Origin of the sequence: Flavobacterium kochi (genome assembly GCF_048286715.1) — a bacterium.
Lineage (GTDB): Bacteria > Bacteroidota > Bacteroidia > Flavobacteriales > Flavobacteriaceae > Flavobacterium.
The window spans coordinates 114,778-133,131 of sequence record NZ_JBLVPW010000009.1; the positions used below are offsets into that span (position 1 = coordinate 114,778).

Consider the following 18,354-nt stretch of genomic DNA (forward strand, 5'->3'; position numbering starts at 1 on the left):
CTCCAACAGCAATCTTTTTTCCTATTATTTCATAGTCTACTCGTTTCATAATTATTTTATTTTTTAAATTTTATTAAAACATTCAGGTCTTTTATAAGTTTTGACAAAAGACCTGAATGCGCTTTTTATTTTATTATTTATTAATGGGTTCCTCCAGCCTGTGTTGCTTTTTGAATCAATTGCTGAATGTCTTTGTCTTTATCCTTTCCGGTATTGTGAATCCTTCTTAGTCTCACATCTTGCCAATCGATTAAAGGATACAAATTGTTTTTCTTAGCTTGCTCGTCAAACAATCTTTTCAGCTCCGCTAATTTTTCAGGATGCTTTTTAGCTAGATCCACACGTTCGTTAAAATCGTCGTTAATATTGTACAACTCCCAGACATCTTTATCGAAATCGCTTACCCCCAGCGCTTCTTTTTTGTTTAAAGCCTGAAAAACTTCATAAGAGTCCGGGTGATGTGCTGCAGCGGCCTTCCAACCCTCTTTGTAAATAGCTCTGGCCCCAAAAATGTAATAGTGTTGGATTTTATGCAGCGACGCCACTGTTGCATCATTCAGGGAATTGTAAAAGGACGACCCCTGAATCGTATCTTGTTTAATTTCCCTAATAGTTTCTGGCGCTTTTACTCCCAGAATATCGAGCGTTGTAGGCAAAATATCAATTACATGACTGTACTGGTTTCTAATTCCGCCTTTGTCTTTAATTCCTTTTGGATAGTACACAATCAAAGGATTGTGCGTTCCTCCTTCTGAATTGGCATCTTGTTTCCAGTGTTTAAAGGGTGTATTGGTCGCTTGTGCCCATCCCAAAGGATAATTGGTATTAAGGCCCTGAGGCGTTCCTATTTCACCAATCCTGTTCAAATTATCCAGAAAATCTTTTTCTTCAGATCCACCAGCTGCAAATGTTGGTTTACTAAGAACTCCTTGTAAAGTTCCTTCTTTACTCGCTCCATTATCCCCTATTAAAACAAAGACTAAAGTGTTATCCAGTTGATTTGATTCTTTTAAATAATTAACCACCCTTCCAATTTCATGATCGGTATAGGTAAGGTATCCGGCGTATACTTCCATGAATTTTACATAAACTTTCTTTTGATCTGCGGTTAATTTTTTCCAGTCGCCAATAAGAGGATTACGATCCGGCAATGTCGCATTGGCAGGAACCACTCCTAATTTCTTTTGATTGGCAAGTGTTTTTTCACGGTAGGCATCCCATCCTTCGTCAAATTTTCCTTTATAGGCATCGCTCCAGGAAGGGGCTACCTGATGCGGCGCATGAACGGCAGCTGGTGAATAATACAAAAAGAATGGTTTTCCCGGAGCCGCTTTTTGCTGTTTGGTTATATAGCTGATTGCCTTATCCGTAATTTGCTCACTAAGGTGTCTTCCGTCTGGCGTAACATGCGCCTGATCTTCTATTAAGTCTGGTTTATACTGATCCGTTTGAGAACCTAAGAATCCAAAGAAATGATCAAATCCCTTACCCGTTGGCCACCGGTCAAAAGGACCAGCATCCGTTGCATCTTCATCAGGGGTTACACCATACTTTCCTACACCAAAAGTACTGTATCCGTTATCGCGTAAGATTTCTGCGGCAGTTCCATTTTTCGAAGGTATTTTTCCATCCCAGCCTGGAAAACCTGCCGATAAGGCGGTGTGGGAGAATCCTCCCACATGCACTTTATGGGAATTGCTTCCTGTCAATAAAGCCGCACGGGTTGGGGCACAAATAGCGGTGGTATGAAAATTAGTATAACGCAAGCCGTTGTTGGCAAGCCCCTCTAAAACAGGCGTTGCGATCAGACCTCCAAAAGCACTGGAAGCACCAAATCCCACATCATCCAAAATGATCCAAACCACATTCGGTGCCCCCTTTGGAGCGGTAACCGGTTCCGGCCAATATTCTTTTGATTCTGCTAAGGTTTTACCAATAACCCCTTTGTAATTTGCATCGGGTTTGTTTTGGGCAAAGCCCAATTGAAGTACTAACAAGCCTGCTATCAGCAGCCCTTTTTCAGGGCTTTTGAATTTTAAATTAATTTTAAAATTTTTCATCGTTTTATTGTTTTATAGATTAATAACCTGGATTTTGTGGTAACCCTACCGGGTCAATATTTCGTTCACTTTGAGGAATCGGATATAAATTATTACGCTCTGAAACGGAAGCTTTCGCAGTAACCTTTTTCACCTCGGTAACCAAAGTTCCCCAGCGAACCAAATCATACCACCTTTGCCCCTCCTGAACGAATTCTTTTTTACGCTCTTCGCGAATGGCTTCCCTTAATTGAGGCGCTGTAAGTCCAATTAAATCCACCGTTAGATCTGGTGTGTTGATTGGTTTTCCATAGGCTCTTCTTCTTACCTGATTGACAGCCTCATAAGCTTCTGCAGTTGGTCCTCCCTGCTCATTAATCGCTTCCGCAAAAGACAATAGGATATCGGCATAGCGAATCAATGGAAAATTAATAGCCACATTGCCGCCTGCTGCCAGATTAGTAACATCCAGGTATTTTCTAAAAATGGGCTTCGGAAAAGTGTAAAGGGTTCCTGTAGCAGGATTCAGTAATTGTTTTGCATAACTCACGTCCCTTCTTGTATCTGCTGCCTGATAGATATCATAAAACAAGGCTACATCCGAAATAATATCTGCAGGTTCTGTAGCAGTAAATCCAGTAAAACTAGTACCCATGAAGGTACTTCCGCTGGAACCGTTCCCCGCCTGATTGGGTTCAAACTGAACAGAGAAAATATGTTCTTTTCCATTCTTTTTAGCTTTATTAAACACATCGGCAAAATTTTCGAAAAGCGCATATCCATACCCGCCATTGATAACTTCTTTCGATTTAGTAATGGTTTTATCCCAGTCTTTTCTGGTGATATAAACCTTTACCAACAGCGATTTTGCAGCCCCCGAAGTCGCACGTCCAATATCATTTGCTGAATATGTGGCTGGTAAACTTTCAGCAGCCGTTAGGTCCGAAATAATTTGGGCGTAAACTTCCTCCACAGTCGCTCTTTTTGATTTTAAACTTTCCACATTAATGGAAGTTGGCTCATGCAAAACTATTGGGACTCCACCCCAAAGACGAACCGCCTGGAAGTACAATAATCCCCTGATGAATTTGGCTTCATTAACCAATCTGGTTTTGATAACTTCAGAACCTGGAACTTTCGGAATATTATCAATAGCCACATTGGCCCTGTTTATTCCGGCATAAATTTGGCGCCAGGCTACCTGAACACGGTCTGACGTGGCATCATGTGTCAAACTACTTAAAGCCCTTACCTGAGGATTCGTTGCAGAAACACCGGCCGCCGCATAATCAGAAGCCATATCGGTCAGGAAATATAAATTTCTGCCAAACAGACTTTGTTCGCCCGGATCAATATTCAATGAGGCATAGACCGCAGTCACGCTGGCAACGGCATCATCCTGTGTTTTAAAAAAATTGGCTTCGGTTACAAAAGAGGTAGGTGTTACCTCTAGCTCCGTGCACGATACAAACAGACCGGCACTTAATAGGAGTGTTATTATTTTTTTCATCTTTTAATTTTTTATTTTACTTAGAAAGTTACGTTCAGTCCCGTGATGAATGTTTTGGAATTTGGATACGCTCCAAAATCAATTCCGGGATATAAATTATTTTGCTCATAAGAACTCACCTCCGGATCATAACCAGTGTATTTAGTCCAGGTGAGTAAGTTTTCGGCAGACACGTAGAGCTTAATGCTCTTGGTCCCTATTTTTGAAGAAAGACTTTTTGGGAATGTATATCCCAAGGTGATCAGTTTTAATCTCAAAAAGGAAGCGTCTTCTACATAGCGTTCCGAAACGATACCCAATGGGGAACTCGATGCTCTGGGGATTTCATTTGTTGGATTGGTACTGGTCCAACGATCTTCTAAAGCAGCAGCAGCATTTGTTCCCAGCGTAGAGATTTCTAATTGTTGGTTCAGCGCATTAAACACTTTACCACCAAAAGCGCCTTGAAAAGAAAATTGTAAATCAAAGTCATTGTACGAAAGCGTATTGCTTAAACTCGCAACAAATTTAGGCTGTGAACTTCCGAGGTCCCCTTTGTCAGCAGCCGAAATTATTCCGTCTCCATTGCTATCCTGGTATTTTCTATCTCCTACTTTTGTATTGGCAAGACTGTTTATTTTTGGCTGTGTATTGATTTCTTCCTGAGTTTGAAAAATACCATTGGTTTTGTATCCCCAGAAAGTCCCTAAAGGTTTGCCCACTTTTACGATGACCGGCTGCTGTTGCAACAAAGTACCATTGGGAACTATTGGGAAAAATTGGTCCACTCCATTTCCAATTGCAACCACTTTGTTTTTGTTGCCTGAAAAAACAAGGTTAGAATTCCATGAAAAGTTTTCTGTTTTTAGGTTTTCTGTAATCAGGCCCATTTCAATCCCTTTATTTTCAACACCTCCAATGTTCTGTAGGACGCTAGCGTAGCCTGAAGTAAGTGGGATCGGTACATTGATAAGCAAATCATTTGTTCTTTTATGGTACACATCGAAAACAAAATTTACTTTTCTATCCAATAATGACAAGTCTAAACCAATATTGTATTGGGTTGTTTTTTCCCATTTTAAATCTGGATTTGCCAAGCGGGTTGGTGCCAATCCCGTTTGTATTGTACCTCCAAAAGCATAATTGACAGAACCTATTGAGGCCAGGGAAAGGTAATTTCCAATTTCCTGATTCCCTGTTGTTCCGGCACTCAGTCTCAATTTTGCCTCCGTTACCCCTTTAAGATTTTTAGCAAAGTCTTCTTCGGTAATGTTCCACGAAAATCCTGCTGACGGGAAATACCCCCACAGCGATTTCGAACCAAATCTGGACGAACCATCTGCACGTGCCGAGACCGTAAAATTGTATCGCCCTTTATACGAATAATTTATTCTGGACAACCACGATTTCAACACACTTTCGAATGCATCACTATAGGGTTTTACAGCTGTACCGTCTTGTAAAGCATTGTAGGTATTGGCATCATTTACAAAAGTGTTGGCTCCTGCAGTAACTACCTCCCCTTGGGTGTATTGCAGCGTGTACCCTGCCAAAGCAGAAAACTTGTGATCGTCACCAAAACGGGTATTGTAATTCAAGGTGTTTTCATTCAGTACCGAACTTACCAGCCTGTTACCAATTGAGGCTAATCCTTTAGTTGCTGCCCCGGTTGTAGTATTGGATGGCGCATAATAATTTTGTTTGGTATTGATTACATCACCACTCACAGAAACTTTTGCCGTAATTTCTTTGTTCACTTTATATTCACCAAATAAACTGGTCAAAATTCTATTAATTTTAGTGGTATTGATTGTGGTTTCCAAATCATTAATCGGATTTGGCACAAACCCATTCACCGAGGTCGCATAAGGATTTTGAGTTACATTGTAACTTCCGTCCGTATTTCTGATGGGAACTACGGGAGCCACTAACAAGGCACTGACTAATGGATTAGGCTGTCTCCCGGAAGAATTGGCTCCGATACCATTCGATAGCGAATTCGTATAGTTCGTATTCACGCCAAACTTAAACGTTTGTGAATAATTCCTTTCGTAGTTAGCACGAAGCGAAATTCGTTTGAAATCAGATCCAATTACGACTCCTTTCTGATCAAAATAACTTCCCGACACAGCATATCTGGAGCGATCATCCCCTCCTGAGAATGTCAGTTGATGATTCTGGACCAGAGCGCTTCTAAAAGCGGCCGATTGCCAGTCGTATCCTCCGGAAGTTTTAAGAGCTTCAATTTGACTGGGTGAAAAAGAAGGCGCTTGTCCAATACTTGCCTGTACATCGTTACGCAGGCTTGCCCATTGAGAAGCATCGAGAAGATCGATTTTTTTAGACACGGATTGTATCCCAAAGTAACCCTGATACGAAATGATATCTTGTCCTTTGGTCCCTTTTTTGGTCGTAATAAGTATCACACCATTTGCACCACGTGAACCATAAATAGCGGTTGCAGAGGCATCCTTTAACACCTCAATAGACTCTATGTCACCTGGATTGATCGTTGACAACACGTTCACTCCTGCTCCGGACAAAGCTACTCCAGCCGTACCATTGCTATTGTCATTATAAACCAATACACCGTCTATAACATAAAGTGGTTCGTTACCTGCCGTAATCGAATTCCCCCCCCTGATACGAACACTGGAAGTAGCACCAGGCCTTCCTGAACTCTGGGTAACTACCACCCCTGGTATAGCACCCCTCAGTAAGTTGTCTGCAGAAGAGGTAACCTGATTTAAATTTGCTTTTGGAACTGAGGCGACGGCACCGGTGATGTCTTTTCTTTTTTGAGCACCATACCCTACCACCACTAACTCGTTCAGTTCCTGAAGGTCTTGCTCCAAATTAATGATAACAGGACTTCCATCGACTATTATCGTTGTTTTTTTATACCCTATATAACTTACGATTAAAGTGTATGGAAATTTTTGACCCGTTTGAAAGTAAAATTTACCTTCTGCATCCGATACCACACTATGCGTGGTTCCTTTAATGGTTACAGAAGCTCCCGGAACGGGTTCATTGGTAATTTTATCAATTACGGTTCCATTTAGTTTGGACTGAATAAGCGGTTGTGTATTTTGTGCATTGATTCCCAATGAAATCAGAAAAATGCCGAGCCACGAAAGTATATTTAATTTTTTTTTCATTACTTTGTTTTGGTTTAAATAATAAGGATCCCTGAAGGCTGATAAATCAACTTTCGCTTTCCTTTTAGAGATGAACAATTTTTTTTTTAAGCCTGCCATTTCTGTTCCCGCAGAAATGGCTTCTTTTTTTAGCTACAGCACATTTGCATTATCATTTTATTTATTTTTAAATTATTACTATTTGAATTTATCGCTACAAGATTTTAATCCCAGAAATCCGGGATTGCGTCTTATTAAAGTCAGGAAGGATTTTACATTGAAGGGTTACAGCAACAACACATTCGGCTTGGATTGCCAAATGCAGATTGTTCTTGCTTATTCAAAAAGGAGATGTATTTGAGAGTCTTCAATTTTTACGTATTAGATGATTTATTTAATTCTACTAATTTGATAGAACAAAGGTATATTAAAATTATTAACTACCAAATTTTGATTTAATTTTTTTATAAAAAAATGTTAATTCGATGCATTGTTAAAATTAAATACCTTCCAATCAATACATTATTAATGTTGCTTCTTGATAAATAGGATTAGTTGTGTATGTATTTCCTTTAACATAATCTGCTACTAATTGACGCTTGTTTAATCTTAAAGACATTAGTAAATCGGGATTAGTTTTATTCTTATACAAAATCACTAATACACCACCGCCAAATTCATTTATTTCAGGCTCGGGTAAATCATATTTTTTGTATTCTTCCAGAACCTTTATTTTACCACGTCCCCAAGATTCTATTAATCCGGCTTTATAAAATACTTATGCTAAAAGTGGGTTTCTTGGATAAGAGCTATGGGTTCGTTTTAAATCTTGCATAATACCTATTTTAAATCGCTTATTGATAAGTATATTCATTGCAGTTTTTAGAAATTTTAAAATTGTATGTTGCATTAACCAGTAAAACATAATATTTTAAAGGATAAATATTAGAAGTAAATTTACTTGCTTTTAAATATCTGATAATCAAATTATTACTATCTTTAGTCTCTTAAAAATTTTAACAACTTAAAAATAAAAAAAAATGGAAAATCAAAATCAAAACATTGGCAAATGGGAAGCTTGGACATATCCTAGCGATCTTGTTCCTCACATTTATGTCACTGGTATTATACCTACTAACGGTGTAAAACCAATTTTCACCCTAAGTGTCGATGATTCGGAAAGTACAAATGAAACAGAATTGGTTCTTCAATTAAATCCTGATGAAATTGATACTGCTGGTAAAGAAACCAGTCCGGTTGCAGAATTTTGGACACCAAGTAACAAAAAAACTGTTTTAATTAGAACAAAATCTATTAAACATGTTGCAACAGTTCCTGTAATTGCTAAAGAAAGAGAGGAAATTTTAAACCCACATGAAGCGACTGAAAAAAAATCAACTTAATTAAACAAAATTACAAATCAAGAATATGTTTCTTTTGAACAAAGAAAACAAAATGAATTTATAAAGTTAAGGTAACAACTATTTTATGTTTTTTAAGAAAAACAAAAACAGAATGTAATAGGTGAAAAACCTGGTCAACTGATCAGGTTTTTTTTATTAATCAAAAAAGACTACCAAACAAAAAACTATTTTTTTTTATTGTGGAATTTAGTTGATGTATTGTATTAGTTGACATTTTTATTGGAATTTTTTAAATATTAATTAAATATTAGCCAATTAACCCCACTCACCTGTCTAAAATTAGTTATCAAACATTAGACACTAAACTAAATATTTTGTCTTGTATTAATTTTTTTATTGCATTTGTTTATCTCTAAAAATGGATCATTGGACAAAAGGTTTAAAATAAATGAACTGAACTTATTTTTCAAAGGTATCACTGCTTTATATTTCTCAAACATTTACCAATTATCCCTTAATAGCTGTCGGTCTTTCTCATTAAGACTATCGTTGAAAGCAAATATTATTGTCATTTCTAGTCTAGTGTTTTTTAGAAATAAATAACTCTTTAGAAACTATACCGTCTGAATTTATTGGAAATTCGGATGGTAAGAACTATATTTATTTTTCGTCGAGTTGAGTTTATTCTTTATGTTTTCTGTGTTTGATTTTTGTTGACCACATACAGTCATTAATATACCTAAAGTAAGTGAGAGACTAAACCCTATTTTTTTATACATTTTCCTTTGATTAGAATTATTTTAGATTCTTGATTTAATAATTTTCATGATGTAGAATCAGATAAGCAAAATTTTTTATTTGAAATCTTCAGGTGATAAAATTCTTATTTGATCCTTTTGAAAAATGAAATCAACAATTTTCCCATTATAACGAATTTTACACTCAGTACCACCAACGCTTTTTATGCTTACCGTTTTCATTTGTTTCTTCTCCCAAACAATATCTAACTCAAAACCGCCACGAGCTCTAAGACCTTTAACAGAACCATTTACCCAAGAATCTGGTATTGCCGGTAATAGGTCAATTATATACAAATCATTATTAGCTTGTCCAGCATTTACATCTATTTCTTGACTTTGCAACAACATTTCGGTCATGCCTGCAGTTGCTCCAAAGTTTCCGTCAATTTGGAAAGGTGGATGGGCATCAAAAAAATTAGGGTAAGTACCTCCACCAGTTACACCACCTTCCTGATTATCAGTATACTTTAAAATATCACATAACATCTTATAAGCGTGATTTCCATCTCGTAATCTAGCCCAAAAATGATTTTCCATGCCTTGCTCCAACCCGTTCTTTCGTCACCTCTAAGTTCAAGTGATTTTTTACAGGCTTCAGCAAAATCCGGTGTAGTGGTTGGAGAAATCTGATGTCCAGGATGTAAACCAAATAATTGCGAAGCATGCCGCTGATGAGGGGTTGATTCTTCGTACTCCTCATTCCACTCCAGTAATTGTCCCTTGCTTCCGATTTTAAGAGGAAATAGTTTTGCTCGTTTTTCAATCAATTGACTTCGGAAATCAGCGTCAATATTAAGAATACGAGAAGCGTCAATAAGGTTAGTGAACAAGTCCCAACAAATAGACATGTCCATCGTTGAAGCTACTGCTACACCATAATTCTTTCCGTTTACACGAAATTCATTTTCTGGAGATGTGGATGGAGCCGTTACCAGATAACCCTCTTTTTCTATCAACCAATCAAAACAAAAGAGTGCCGCCTCTTTCATCACAGGATACGCTTTTTCTCTTAAAAATTCTTTATTTCCAGTGAAACTATAATGTTCCCAAAGGTGTTGGCAGAGCCAAGTTCCGCCCATATACCAATTAGCCCAGGTGGGAGCACCATCTCCCTTATTACCAACCGCATTACTCAATCCCCATATATCCGAATTATGATGTGCTGCCCAACCTCTGGCGTTATAGTATTCTCTTGCTGCAATCCTCCCTCTTTGAGACAAATCAGAATGGGCCGTAAATATTCTTAGAACGTTCCATCATTACTACCCGTCCACTATTCTTCACCTCTGAAAAGAAGTGATAATAAGTATCCTTGATTTTAAAAAGCTTATTGGCCTCGCTTCCTTTAGATTGATATATTACTTTATCCGATTCTTTAATTAAATTTTTTCCATCAGAACTAATTTTAAACAGATGAACTTTATACCCATCAGCAAAGTTGGTTCCTATGAAATAACCTTGTCCATTGTCATCCCAAAACGGGCAACCATCATCCCATCCTTTTTCTGCTAGAACTTGAGTAACTGGTTTCCAAGGTCCTTCGGCTTTTGGAGCAGTTGTCATGAAATAGCCTTGATCCGGATCGCCAAAGTAAATCCAAAATTTATTATCGTGATAACGAATAGCCCCAGCCCAAATACCTCTACCATAAGTATTCATCTTATCCCAATTCATCTCCGGTGAAATTTTTGTAATATCATTTAGCGCATGACTAATGATTCTCCAATTCACTAAATCTTTAGAATGTAAAATAACAAAACCCGGGTGAATATTGGAAAGTTGAAGAAACGGCATAATAATCATTCCCTACTCTTATACAGTCTAAATCACTATAATCTGCAGGAAGTATTGGATTCTTATAAGTTCCATCGTTTTGATCTCCCCAAGTTTGCCAATCTCCCCATTTTACTTTTTCCTGCGAAAAAGCCCCATTAATTCCAAATACGAATAAACATGCGGAAAATATAAATTTTAATCTTTTAAAAATCATCTTTTGTTTTGCTTTATCTTTAATATTCTTTTTGTCAGTTGACAAAACAATTACTGTTAGAATAATTTCGCTATCAATTACTTCCCTTCACAAATCTTCTATCTAAATTATTCTTTAAAAAATATCTTTCATCTTATCCCTTGGTACAATGAATATTATTTTTTTGAGCAAAAAGAGGTTGTCCTGCAAGAGAATAAAAAAACTATTAGAATTCTAATATTTTTTATTTATAATCATTTTCTGTATTTATAGTCTATTTTGGTAGAATGTGCATTTTATAAAATTGTTCATACAATTCTTTTTCACTTATTTTTATTTAAAATTAGCTAGGCTCAAATTAACTCCGAACCTAGCTACTGTATTTTTACTCGTTAGACACAATGCATTATGAAATCAATATTTAATAAAAAATATCCAATCCATATTTACCTACAACAGCAAGTTTTATCTTATATTAGGAATCGGTGCCCAATAATAAGTATGATCAGCATCGCTAGGGATATGTATCAATTTCTCTTCGGAAACATCACGATCAGCAAGAGCTTTAGCAACGGTTTCAGTTCTAAGAAGGTCAAACCATCTGCTTGCAGGTTCACCTCCGGCAAATTCCCATCCTCTTTCAGCAATAACAGCATCTCTGAAAGCTGTTTGAGATAAACCAGGTATAAGATTAGGTAAACCTGCTCTAGTTCTTACTTCATTAATAGCTGCGTATGCTGTTGCATCAGGGCTCGCTGACATAGCTTTTGCTTCTGCATAGGTAAGCAATACTTCTGCATAGCGTATAACCGGTACAGTCATGCTTCCCCACCAATTTGATGCTATATGAGTTGTTTTATTGTAAGAATCATCAAAACGATATTTTAAGAAATAAGGATGTTTGCGCAATGTTTTCGTATAATCCCCAGGAGTGTTAGGGTTACCATTCAAAAAATATACCTTTTGATATGTTGCATCCTTTCTAGATCCTTCAGGGAATTTATTGTAAAATGCAATTTCACCATATCCATCACTCCATCCTCCCTCATCTTCAGGTGCAAAACTGTTTGGACCACTCATATTACCGTTTTCCCATGACCAAACAGGTATATTTCCATTGTAATAGCATCCAAACACAGTCTCGTGATTATACTTATATTGTATATCAAACAAGTTAGTGCTATTAGGTTCCAAGTTATAACCCCATGTTCCTTTACTATCAATAACTTCTTTTGCTTTGGCAGCAGCTAACGCATACTTATCAGTTTGCTTAAGTGGCCATCCGGCCATTGTAAGATAGACATTGGCCAATAGTGCTTTTGCTGAGCCTTTTGTAGGAAAAATATCCACTCCATTTTGAACTCTTACACCATCCCAATGATCTGGGAGCATTGTTTCTGCCAATTTTAAATCGGCTACAATTAGTTCATAAACTTCTGCTGGTTGAGAATTAGGTAAATCAGTATAAACGATAGCTTCAGTTGGTACAGGGACAGCTCCCCAAACTCTGGTCAAAAAGAAGTAACTAAGCGCACGCGTAAAATAAGCATAACCTCCCGCTCTATTTCTTTCTGTTTCAGTAGCCTCACTAGCATTTGGATGATTTTTAATCAGTGCATTAGATGATTTAATTGCAGCATAGAAGCCGTTCCACCACACAGTCATCCTGTCATTGGATGATGTGGCATTAAAAGTGTCAAAATCGGAATAACCAAATTTATTACCAGTTCTTTGAACAGAAATATCATCTGCACCATAGGTGACAGATAGCCCAGCAGTTTGATTAAAAGCCCCGTTCAATTGAATACTTAATGCAGCAGTTGCCATATTCAAATCATTATTGGTCTTATAAAAATTGCTTGGTGTAAGACTTCCTTTTGGAGTTTCATCTAAATAACTATTATCGCAGGATGAAATACCAATCATCACAACAATTAAAAAAATATATTTTTTCATTTCTTTTACTTTAAGTGTTTTTAATAAATAATCTATAGTCCTACATTAAGAGACAAAGTCACTGTTTTTGGAGACGGATATGCACCCATATCAATACCTGCGTCTGCGTCACTAAATGGCGAAGTAGAAGATGCTTCGGGATCAAAACCTTTATATTTAGTGAAGGTTATGATGTTTTGTGCACTAATAGATAATTTAGCTGATGAGACTTTCAATAAACTTTTTGGCAGTGAATAAGATACGCTAATGTTTTTAAATCTTACATAACCAGCGTCTTGAAGAAAATGAGTTGACTCAATAATGTTTCTATTGGTCTTACTTCCCGGATTAGCCCAAACTGCAGTTGTATTTTCAGGTGTCCAATAATTAGACACTTCGTTTAATGTTGGATAAGCAACATCGCTTGTAGGAACCGCCGTTGCAGCATAAGTAGCATTAAACATCTTATTACCATGTGCACCTTGTATAAACACATTCAATTCAAAATTTTTATAACTCACGTTATTATTAAATCCCCATTGCCATTTAGGCGTAGCTGATCCTGAAATTACTTTGTCCTCAAAACCGATAGAGTTATTACCATTAGCATCTGTATAACGATTATCTCCAGCTTTAAAACCAAGTGTAGGATCGTCATTGTTATAGATACCAGTCCAAGGAATTAGATAAAAAGAACCTAATGGTTCGCCAATTTTAACTGCTTGAATCTGGCTGGTAATCAACCCATTAATTGGTCCTCTTAATAATATTGATTCTTCTCCAAGACTCACAACTTTATTTTTATTGGTAGATAGATTACCACCTATTGACCATTTGAAATCTTTAGTTTGAATAGCATTATAATCAACCGCAAATTCAAATCCCTTATTGTTTACTTTACCGATATTTTTCAAAAATGATCCACCGCCACTGTAATTTGGAATATTGGTAAACAACAATAAATCACTAGTGTTTTTATTATAGTAATCAGCGGTGATGGTTAATCTATCCTCTAATAAGCCCATGTCAAAACCTATATCTGTTTGTCTTGAGGTTTCCCATTTTACATCTGGTGTTGCTGGGTTACCTACAGTATAACCCAAATAAGCGTTATTGGTACCATAAGAATAATAAACAGGATTCAGCAATCCTAGTGTGCTGTATGGTCCGATAGCTTGGTTACCAGTTATTCCCCAGCCAGCTCTTAACTTAAGATTGGAAAAAAGATTTAAATTTTTGATAAACGATTCTTCAGAAAGCTTCCATCCTAAACCAACGGATGGGAAATTACTCCATCTATTTTTTTCTTGAAATTTAGAAGACCCATCTCTTCTCATTGTTGCAGTTAAAAGATATTTACTGTTATAGGTGTATTCTAAACGACTCATGTAGGACAAAAGACCCCAGTTAGAGTAATAAGAGGAAATACCTTGACTTCCATTCAGTGATAAATTGTTATATCCATTTGTTGTAGATGTTAATCCTGAACCACTGGCATTAAATCCAGACGTTTTATTAGAAGTGTTTTCCGTAACTAAAGTCACGGTCAGGTCGTGAAGATCATTAAAACGCTTATGAAAATTAAGTACATTACTGTTTTGAAAAGTGTATGCTTCGTTCATGCTTTGACCTGACCCCATATTCCCGGGACTAATCCAGTCATTGTTCAAAAATGCTCCTTTAGAAATTTTCATGTCTAGTCCTGCATTGACTGTAAAACTCAACCAATCAGTAATTTTATACTTTAATTTACCGTTAAAAATTCCAACATTTGAAAAATCATCATTATTTCTTTCTTTTAAAACCATATATGGATTGCCCCAAATTGTTGATACCCCTGAACGGTTATATAATCCATTTATTTTGTCATCATAAACCAACTCTGTGGGAGCCCACGTGATTGCAGACATAACAGGATTCCCCTTGCCTCCCGTATCAGTATTATTACTAGAATTAATTCTACTGATAAACATGTTAAGATCTAAATTGAAACGATTACTCAATTTTATACCTAAATTAGAACGAAGTCCGAATTTTTTTTGGGAACTGTTTACGAGTAAACCTTGTTGGTCTGTATAAAAACCAGAAATAAAATATTTAGTGTTGTCATTTCCCCCTGATACGGAAAGTTGATGATTTTGGGTTACAGCATTAGCAAAAATCAAGCTTTGCCAATCAGTTGTTTTATTAACAAATGAATCTGGATTTGGGAATACGGTAACACCCGCCGTAATGTTAGCGACTTTTGCATAGGTAACTGCATCCATCAAATTATATTTTTTCATGGGACTATTAAAACTCACAAAAGAATTATATTGAATTTTGGACCTTCCTAATTTACCAGACTTGGTAGTAATTAATATTACACCGTTTGCTCCTCTTGATCCGTAAATAGCAGTTCCTGAAGCATCTTTTAAAATCTCCATTGATTCAATGTCATTTACATTTACATCTTGAAATCCTAAACTACTTAATGCAATACCATCCACAACATATAGTGGATCATTTCCGGCATTAACAGAATTTGCTCCTCTAATACGAACTTTGATCCCTCCTCCCGGAGCGCCTGAGTTCGTATTTACGGAAACTCCTGCTACACGGCCTTGTAAGGCTGAAGCCGAATTCAATACAGGTTGATCTTTGTAGCTATCAGAAGACAATGTTGTCACAGCTCCTGTCAAGTCTTTACGCTTTTTTGTACCATACCCGATAACGACAATATCCTCTAGTTCTTGCCCTTTCTCTTTTAGAACAATAGTGAGGGGCTCTTTTCCGATGACTACCTCTTGTTCTTTCATACCAACAAAGGAAACAACTAACTTTGTAAAATTTTCGGGCACTTCAATCGTAAAACTACCGTCAAATCCAGTCTGCACTGCAACAGTGCTTCCTTTGACATGCACATTAGCGCCAGGTATAGGCTCTCCTTTTTCATTAGTCACTTTCCCCTTAACTAACTTTTGCACTAGTAACAAATTGGTTGATTCTTTTTCCATTTCATTTTTAGGAATAAACGAAATTGTTTTCCCTTCAATAATCCATGTTATTGATGTTCCTGCGAAAGCTTGTTCCAGCACCTTCTCAATCGGGGCGTCTACAACATTAATAGAAATTGGCTTAACATTTTTTAAGATCGCAGTGTCATAGAAAAAAACATAATTAGTTTGATTTTTTATGACCGATATTACTTTTTTAAACGGAACATTCTTTCCCGAGAAAGTAATCGTTTGTGAGGACACTGCTGCCGAAACTTGTAAAGTTAGAGCGATAAACAATATGGATGTTAATTTCATAACTTTCCAGGTTTTTGAAGTAAGCCAATAATTTTTTGACTTGCCTTTTGATAATAATTTCATACTTTTGGTAATTGTTTTTGGTTAATAATAAATTCTCCTTGCTTGGTTTATCTATCTGTTTTCCATCAACTGTTCCTTTTTTTTAGGAACCAGCCAGCAATGCTTCCAACATTGCTGGCTTTTTTTTATGGATAACAAATACATATTTTATAAAAAAGGGTTTCCCCGTTCTAATCTAATCAGGGCATCACTCTTAAAATCTTTCCATCGATTTTGAAATGAACCTTATTCTTTTCTAAAATTTTTAATACTTGTGATAATTGTAAATTTCTTTGTATTTCTCCTTCAAATGTTCTTGTAGGTATCCCTTTTTCAAATACAACATCCACATCATACCAGCGACTTACTTGTCGTAAAACCGTTTGAAGACTAGCATTGTCAAAGTAGAATACGCCGTTTTTCCACCCCATCACCTCTTCTAAATTCACATTGTCGTTTACTACAATAGCACCTGACTTTTGTTTTTGAGCTTGCTGCCCGGGTTTCAATAGTACTTTTTTACCTTTCTCAGTAAGTAACACACTTCCTTCTAAGAGGGTGGTATTTACGGAAGCTTCATCATCATACGCATTTATGTTAAAATGCGTTCCTAATACATTTACCTGCATATCATTCACAGCAACTCTAAAAGGTCTGGTTTTATCTTTGGCTACTTCAAAATAAGCTTCTCCAGTTAGGATTACTTTTCTTTCGTTTGCGGTGAAAGAAGTTGGAAAAGTAATCGACGAAGATGCGTTGAGCCATACTTTTGTACCATCTGATAATTCCAGATTATATTGTCGTGCTCTGGGGGTGGTCATGGTATTGTAGACTGATTGAGTATCATTGCCAGCTTTATATACCAGTCCTCCATTCTTTTTTGAAACAGTCGTATTGTTTTGATTGGCTAACAATCCATTCCGTACGCTATCCAAAACGATTTTTGAACCATTGGAAAGGGTCAGTATCGCACCCGTTTTACCCGGTTCTTTGTCATCGGCCAGCCTTGGGGTTGCTACTACTGGGGATTCATTGCTGTTTTGAATAAGAAATAAAATTCCAAGACCCATTACCAGTAAAATACTGGCTGCCACGGCTATTTTTTGCCAGTTGAATAAGCTTAAGACTGATCCTTTTTTTGTTTTTTCAGAAGTATTCATCTTTTCCCTAAGTTCTTTAATGAATTTTTTGGTTACTTCAGGACCAATAGAAGGAATTTCTACAGTGTCGTAATTTTCTCTAAGAATGGCATTCAGCTCACCCAAATATTGGGGATTGTCCAACATTGCAAGTAGCTTTACCTTACCTTCAGGAGTGATTTCTCCTGAAACAAACTGCTGCATTAGTTCTTTAAATACTTCGTTTTGATACATAAATACAAGGTTTTGGGTTGACCTAAACAGTCCTTCAATTATAAAGACGAGGATTGGTTGCTAAAGTGGCAATGAAAAATGAAAAAATTATGAAAAAAAATTTAACCCTAATAAAATTAGTGTTAATAAATTGATGTTATAACACTTGTGCAGGTAATTTCTAAGAAAATTTAAGGCCTGCACCAAATGCCAACGAACGGTTCTTTTAGCGATACCCAATTCTTTGCTAATATAATCGGCATCTCTTCCTTCTATGCGGCTTAACAGGAAAACAGAACGCCTAGGTTCTGGTAAAAGTGCAGCCCCTTCATTTATAATTTCAACCAATTCTTTAAACTCATATTGCTCATCGGGCTTAAAAAACATTTCTTGTAGTTTTTCTTCTTTTAGTGAAGTTGTTTCTATAAGTTTTTTCCGAATATGACTGATAATCAAATTACGACTCACTATAAAAAGGTAGTTATCAAAACTATTCACATCTGATAACTTTTCTCGTTTTTCCCAAATCTGAATAAAAACATCTTGCGTTAATTCCTCGGCAATGGAATATGATTTAACAAAGGTGAGGGCATGCTGAAGCACCTTTTGCCAATGTCTTTCAACTAACAAGGTATAGGACAATTCATCACCAGCCGCAATACTCAATAAAAGAGCTAATTCATTTGAATATATCAATTGGGAATTCATATCATAGGGTCTGCAAATTAGTTTTAATGCAATAACAGTGGAACAAACATAGCTAAAATAAAAACATGGTTAAGAGTGAGATCTATTAAATCTTTCCCGCTAGTAATTTTCTTTTATCATTTTTAAAATTTGGGCGCTCATGTGTTTTGAATATGCATCTTTTAGTTTAGTATTAAAAAGAAAAATTACTCCAGCTTAAAACTGTTTCTTGCAATTCTCCTAA

General features: G+C 36.5%; 11 protein-coding genes and 1 pseudogene. 1 reads left to right on the forward strand and 11 read right to left on the reverse strand.

Going from position 1 to position 18,354, the window contains the following annotated elements; genetic code table 11:
* Nucleotides 1-140: 140 nt before the first annotated feature.
* The 3 genes from ACNQGH_RS09975 to ACNQGH_RS09985 are packed head-to-tail and all read right to left on the reverse strand — an operon-like array spanning nt 141 to nt 6,689.
* Nucleotides 141-2,060, reverse strand: a complete 1,920-nt coding sequence (locus tag ACNQGH_RS09975) for an arylsulfatase (protein ID WP_417955855.1) — start codon at nt 2,058-2,060, stop codon at nt 141-143.
* A gap of 19 nt (nt 2,061-2,079) precedes the next feature.
* On the reverse strand, nt 2,080-3,549 hold the full coding sequence (locus tag ACNQGH_RS09980) for a RagB/SusD family nutrient uptake outer membrane protein (protein WP_417955856.1): 1,470 nt from the start codon (nt 3,547-3,549) through the stop codon (nt 2,080-2,082).
* A 20-nt stretch (nt 3,550-3,569) separates the two neighbouring features.
* On the reverse strand, nt 3,570-6,689 hold the full coding sequence (locus ACNQGH_RS09985; RefSeq protein ID WP_417955857.1) for a SusC/RagA family TonB-linked outer membrane protein: 3,120 nt from the start codon (nt 6,687-6,689) through the stop codon (nt 3,570-3,572).
* A 1,019-nt stretch (nt 6,690-7,708) separates the two neighbouring features.
* Between ACNQGH_RS09985 and ACNQGH_RS09990 the strand changes: the two genes are divergently transcribed.
* The gene (locus tag ACNQGH_RS09990; RefSeq protein ID WP_417955858.1) at nt 7,709-8,071 is read left to right on the forward strand and encodes a hypothetical protein; all 363 of its coding nucleotides are present in this window, start codon (nt 7,709-7,711) and stop codon (nt 8,069-8,071) included.
* A gap of 815 nt (nt 8,072-8,886) precedes the next feature.
* On the opposite strand, the gene ACNQGH_RS09995 is transcribed toward ACNQGH_RS09990, so the two are convergent.
* The 8 genes and pseudogenes from ACNQGH_RS09995 to ACNQGH_RS10030 all read right to left on the reverse strand — a co-directional run bounded on the left by ACNQGH_RS09995 (nt 8,887) and on the right by ACNQGH_RS10030 (nt 18,131).
* Nucleotides 8,887-9,189, reverse strand: coding sequence for a glycoside hydrolase family 95-like protein (locus ACNQGH_RS09995; RefSeq protein WP_417955921.1), 303 nt, complete (start codon nt 9,187-9,189; stop codon nt 8,887-8,889).
* A 45-nt stretch (nt 9,190-9,234) separates the two neighbouring features.
* Nucleotides 9,235-10,052: pseudogene (locus tag ACNQGH_RS10000) on the reverse strand (glycosyl hydrolase family 95 catalytic domain-containing protein); the annotation flags it as partial.
* 1 nt (nt 10,053) lies between these two features.
* A complete protein-coding gene (locus tag ACNQGH_RS10005; RefSeq protein ID WP_417955859.1) occupies nt 10,054-10,563 on the reverse strand; it encodes a family 43 glycosylhydrolase in 510 nt (169 codons plus the stop codon).
* A 7-nt stretch (nt 10,564-10,570) separates the two neighbouring features.
* Nucleotides 10,571-10,867, reverse strand: a complete 297-nt coding sequence (locus ACNQGH_RS10010) for a hypothetical protein (protein WP_417955860.1) — start codon at nt 10,865-10,867, stop codon at nt 10,571-10,573.
* 399 nt (nt 10,868-11,266) lie between these two features.
* Nucleotides 11,267-12,757, reverse strand: a complete 1,491-nt coding sequence (locus ACNQGH_RS10015) for a RagB/SusD family nutrient uptake outer membrane protein (RefSeq protein ID WP_417955861.1) — start codon at nt 12,755-12,757, stop codon at nt 11,267-11,269.
* Between the two features lie 32 nt (nt 12,758-12,789).
* On the reverse strand, nt 12,790-16,092 hold the full coding sequence (locus ACNQGH_RS10020; RefSeq protein WP_417955862.1) for a TonB-dependent receptor: 3,303 nt from the start codon (nt 16,090-16,092) through the stop codon (nt 12,790-12,792).
* 179 nt (nt 16,093-16,271) lie between these two features.
* Nucleotides 16,272-17,444: a FecR family protein gene (locus tag ACNQGH_RS10025; protein ID WP_417955863.1), complete on the reverse strand. Its 1,173-nt coding sequence runs from the start codon at nt 17,442-17,444 to the stop codon at nt 16,272-16,274.
* An 87-nt stretch (nt 17,445-17,531) separates the two neighbouring features.
* Nucleotides 17,532-18,131 (reverse strand): RNA polymerase sigma factor, encoded by a 600-nt coding sequence (locus ACNQGH_RS10030; protein ID WP_417955864.1) that lies wholly within the window; start codon nt 18,129-18,131, stop codon nt 17,532-17,534.
* Between the last annotated feature and the right edge of the window lie 223 nt (nt 18,132-18,354).

Bases quoted from the DNA above. Each gene is read 5' to 3' on its own strand.
- ACNQGH_RS10030 (WP_417955864.1), bottom strand. From the start codon at position 18,131: ATGAATTCCCAATTGATATATTCAAATGAATTAGCTCTTTTATTGAGT.
- ACNQGH_RS09995 (WP_417955921.1), bottom strand. From the start codon at position 9,189: ATGACCGAAATGTTGTTGCAAAGTCAAGAAATAGATGTAAATGCTGGA.
- ACNQGH_RS10015 (WP_417955861.1), bottom strand. From the start codon at position 12,757: ATGAAAAAATATATTTTTTTAATTGTTGTGATGATTGGTATTTCATCC.
- ACNQGH_RS09975 (WP_417955855.1), bottom strand. From the start codon at position 2,060: ATGAAAAATTTTAAAATTAATTTAAAATTCAAAAGCCCTGAAAAAGGG.
- ACNQGH_RS09980 (WP_417955856.1), bottom strand. From the start codon at position 3,549: ATGAAAAAAATAATAACACTCCTATTAAGTGCCGGTCTGTTTGTATCG.
- ACNQGH_RS09990 (WP_417955858.1), top strand. From the start codon at position 7,709: ATGGAAAATCAAAATCAAAACATTGGCAAATGGGAAGCTTGGACATAT.
- ACNQGH_RS09985 (WP_417955857.1), bottom strand. From the start codon at position 6,689: ATGAAAAAAAAATTAAATATACTTTCGTGGCTCGGCATTTTTCTGATT.
- ACNQGH_RS10020 (WP_417955862.1), bottom strand. From the start codon at position 16,092: ATGAAATTATTATCAAAAGGCAAGTCAAAAAATTATTGGCTTACTTCA.
- ACNQGH_RS10025 (WP_417955863.1), bottom strand. From the start codon at position 17,444: ATGTATCAAAACGAAGTATTTAAAGAACTAATGCAGCAGTTTGTTTCA.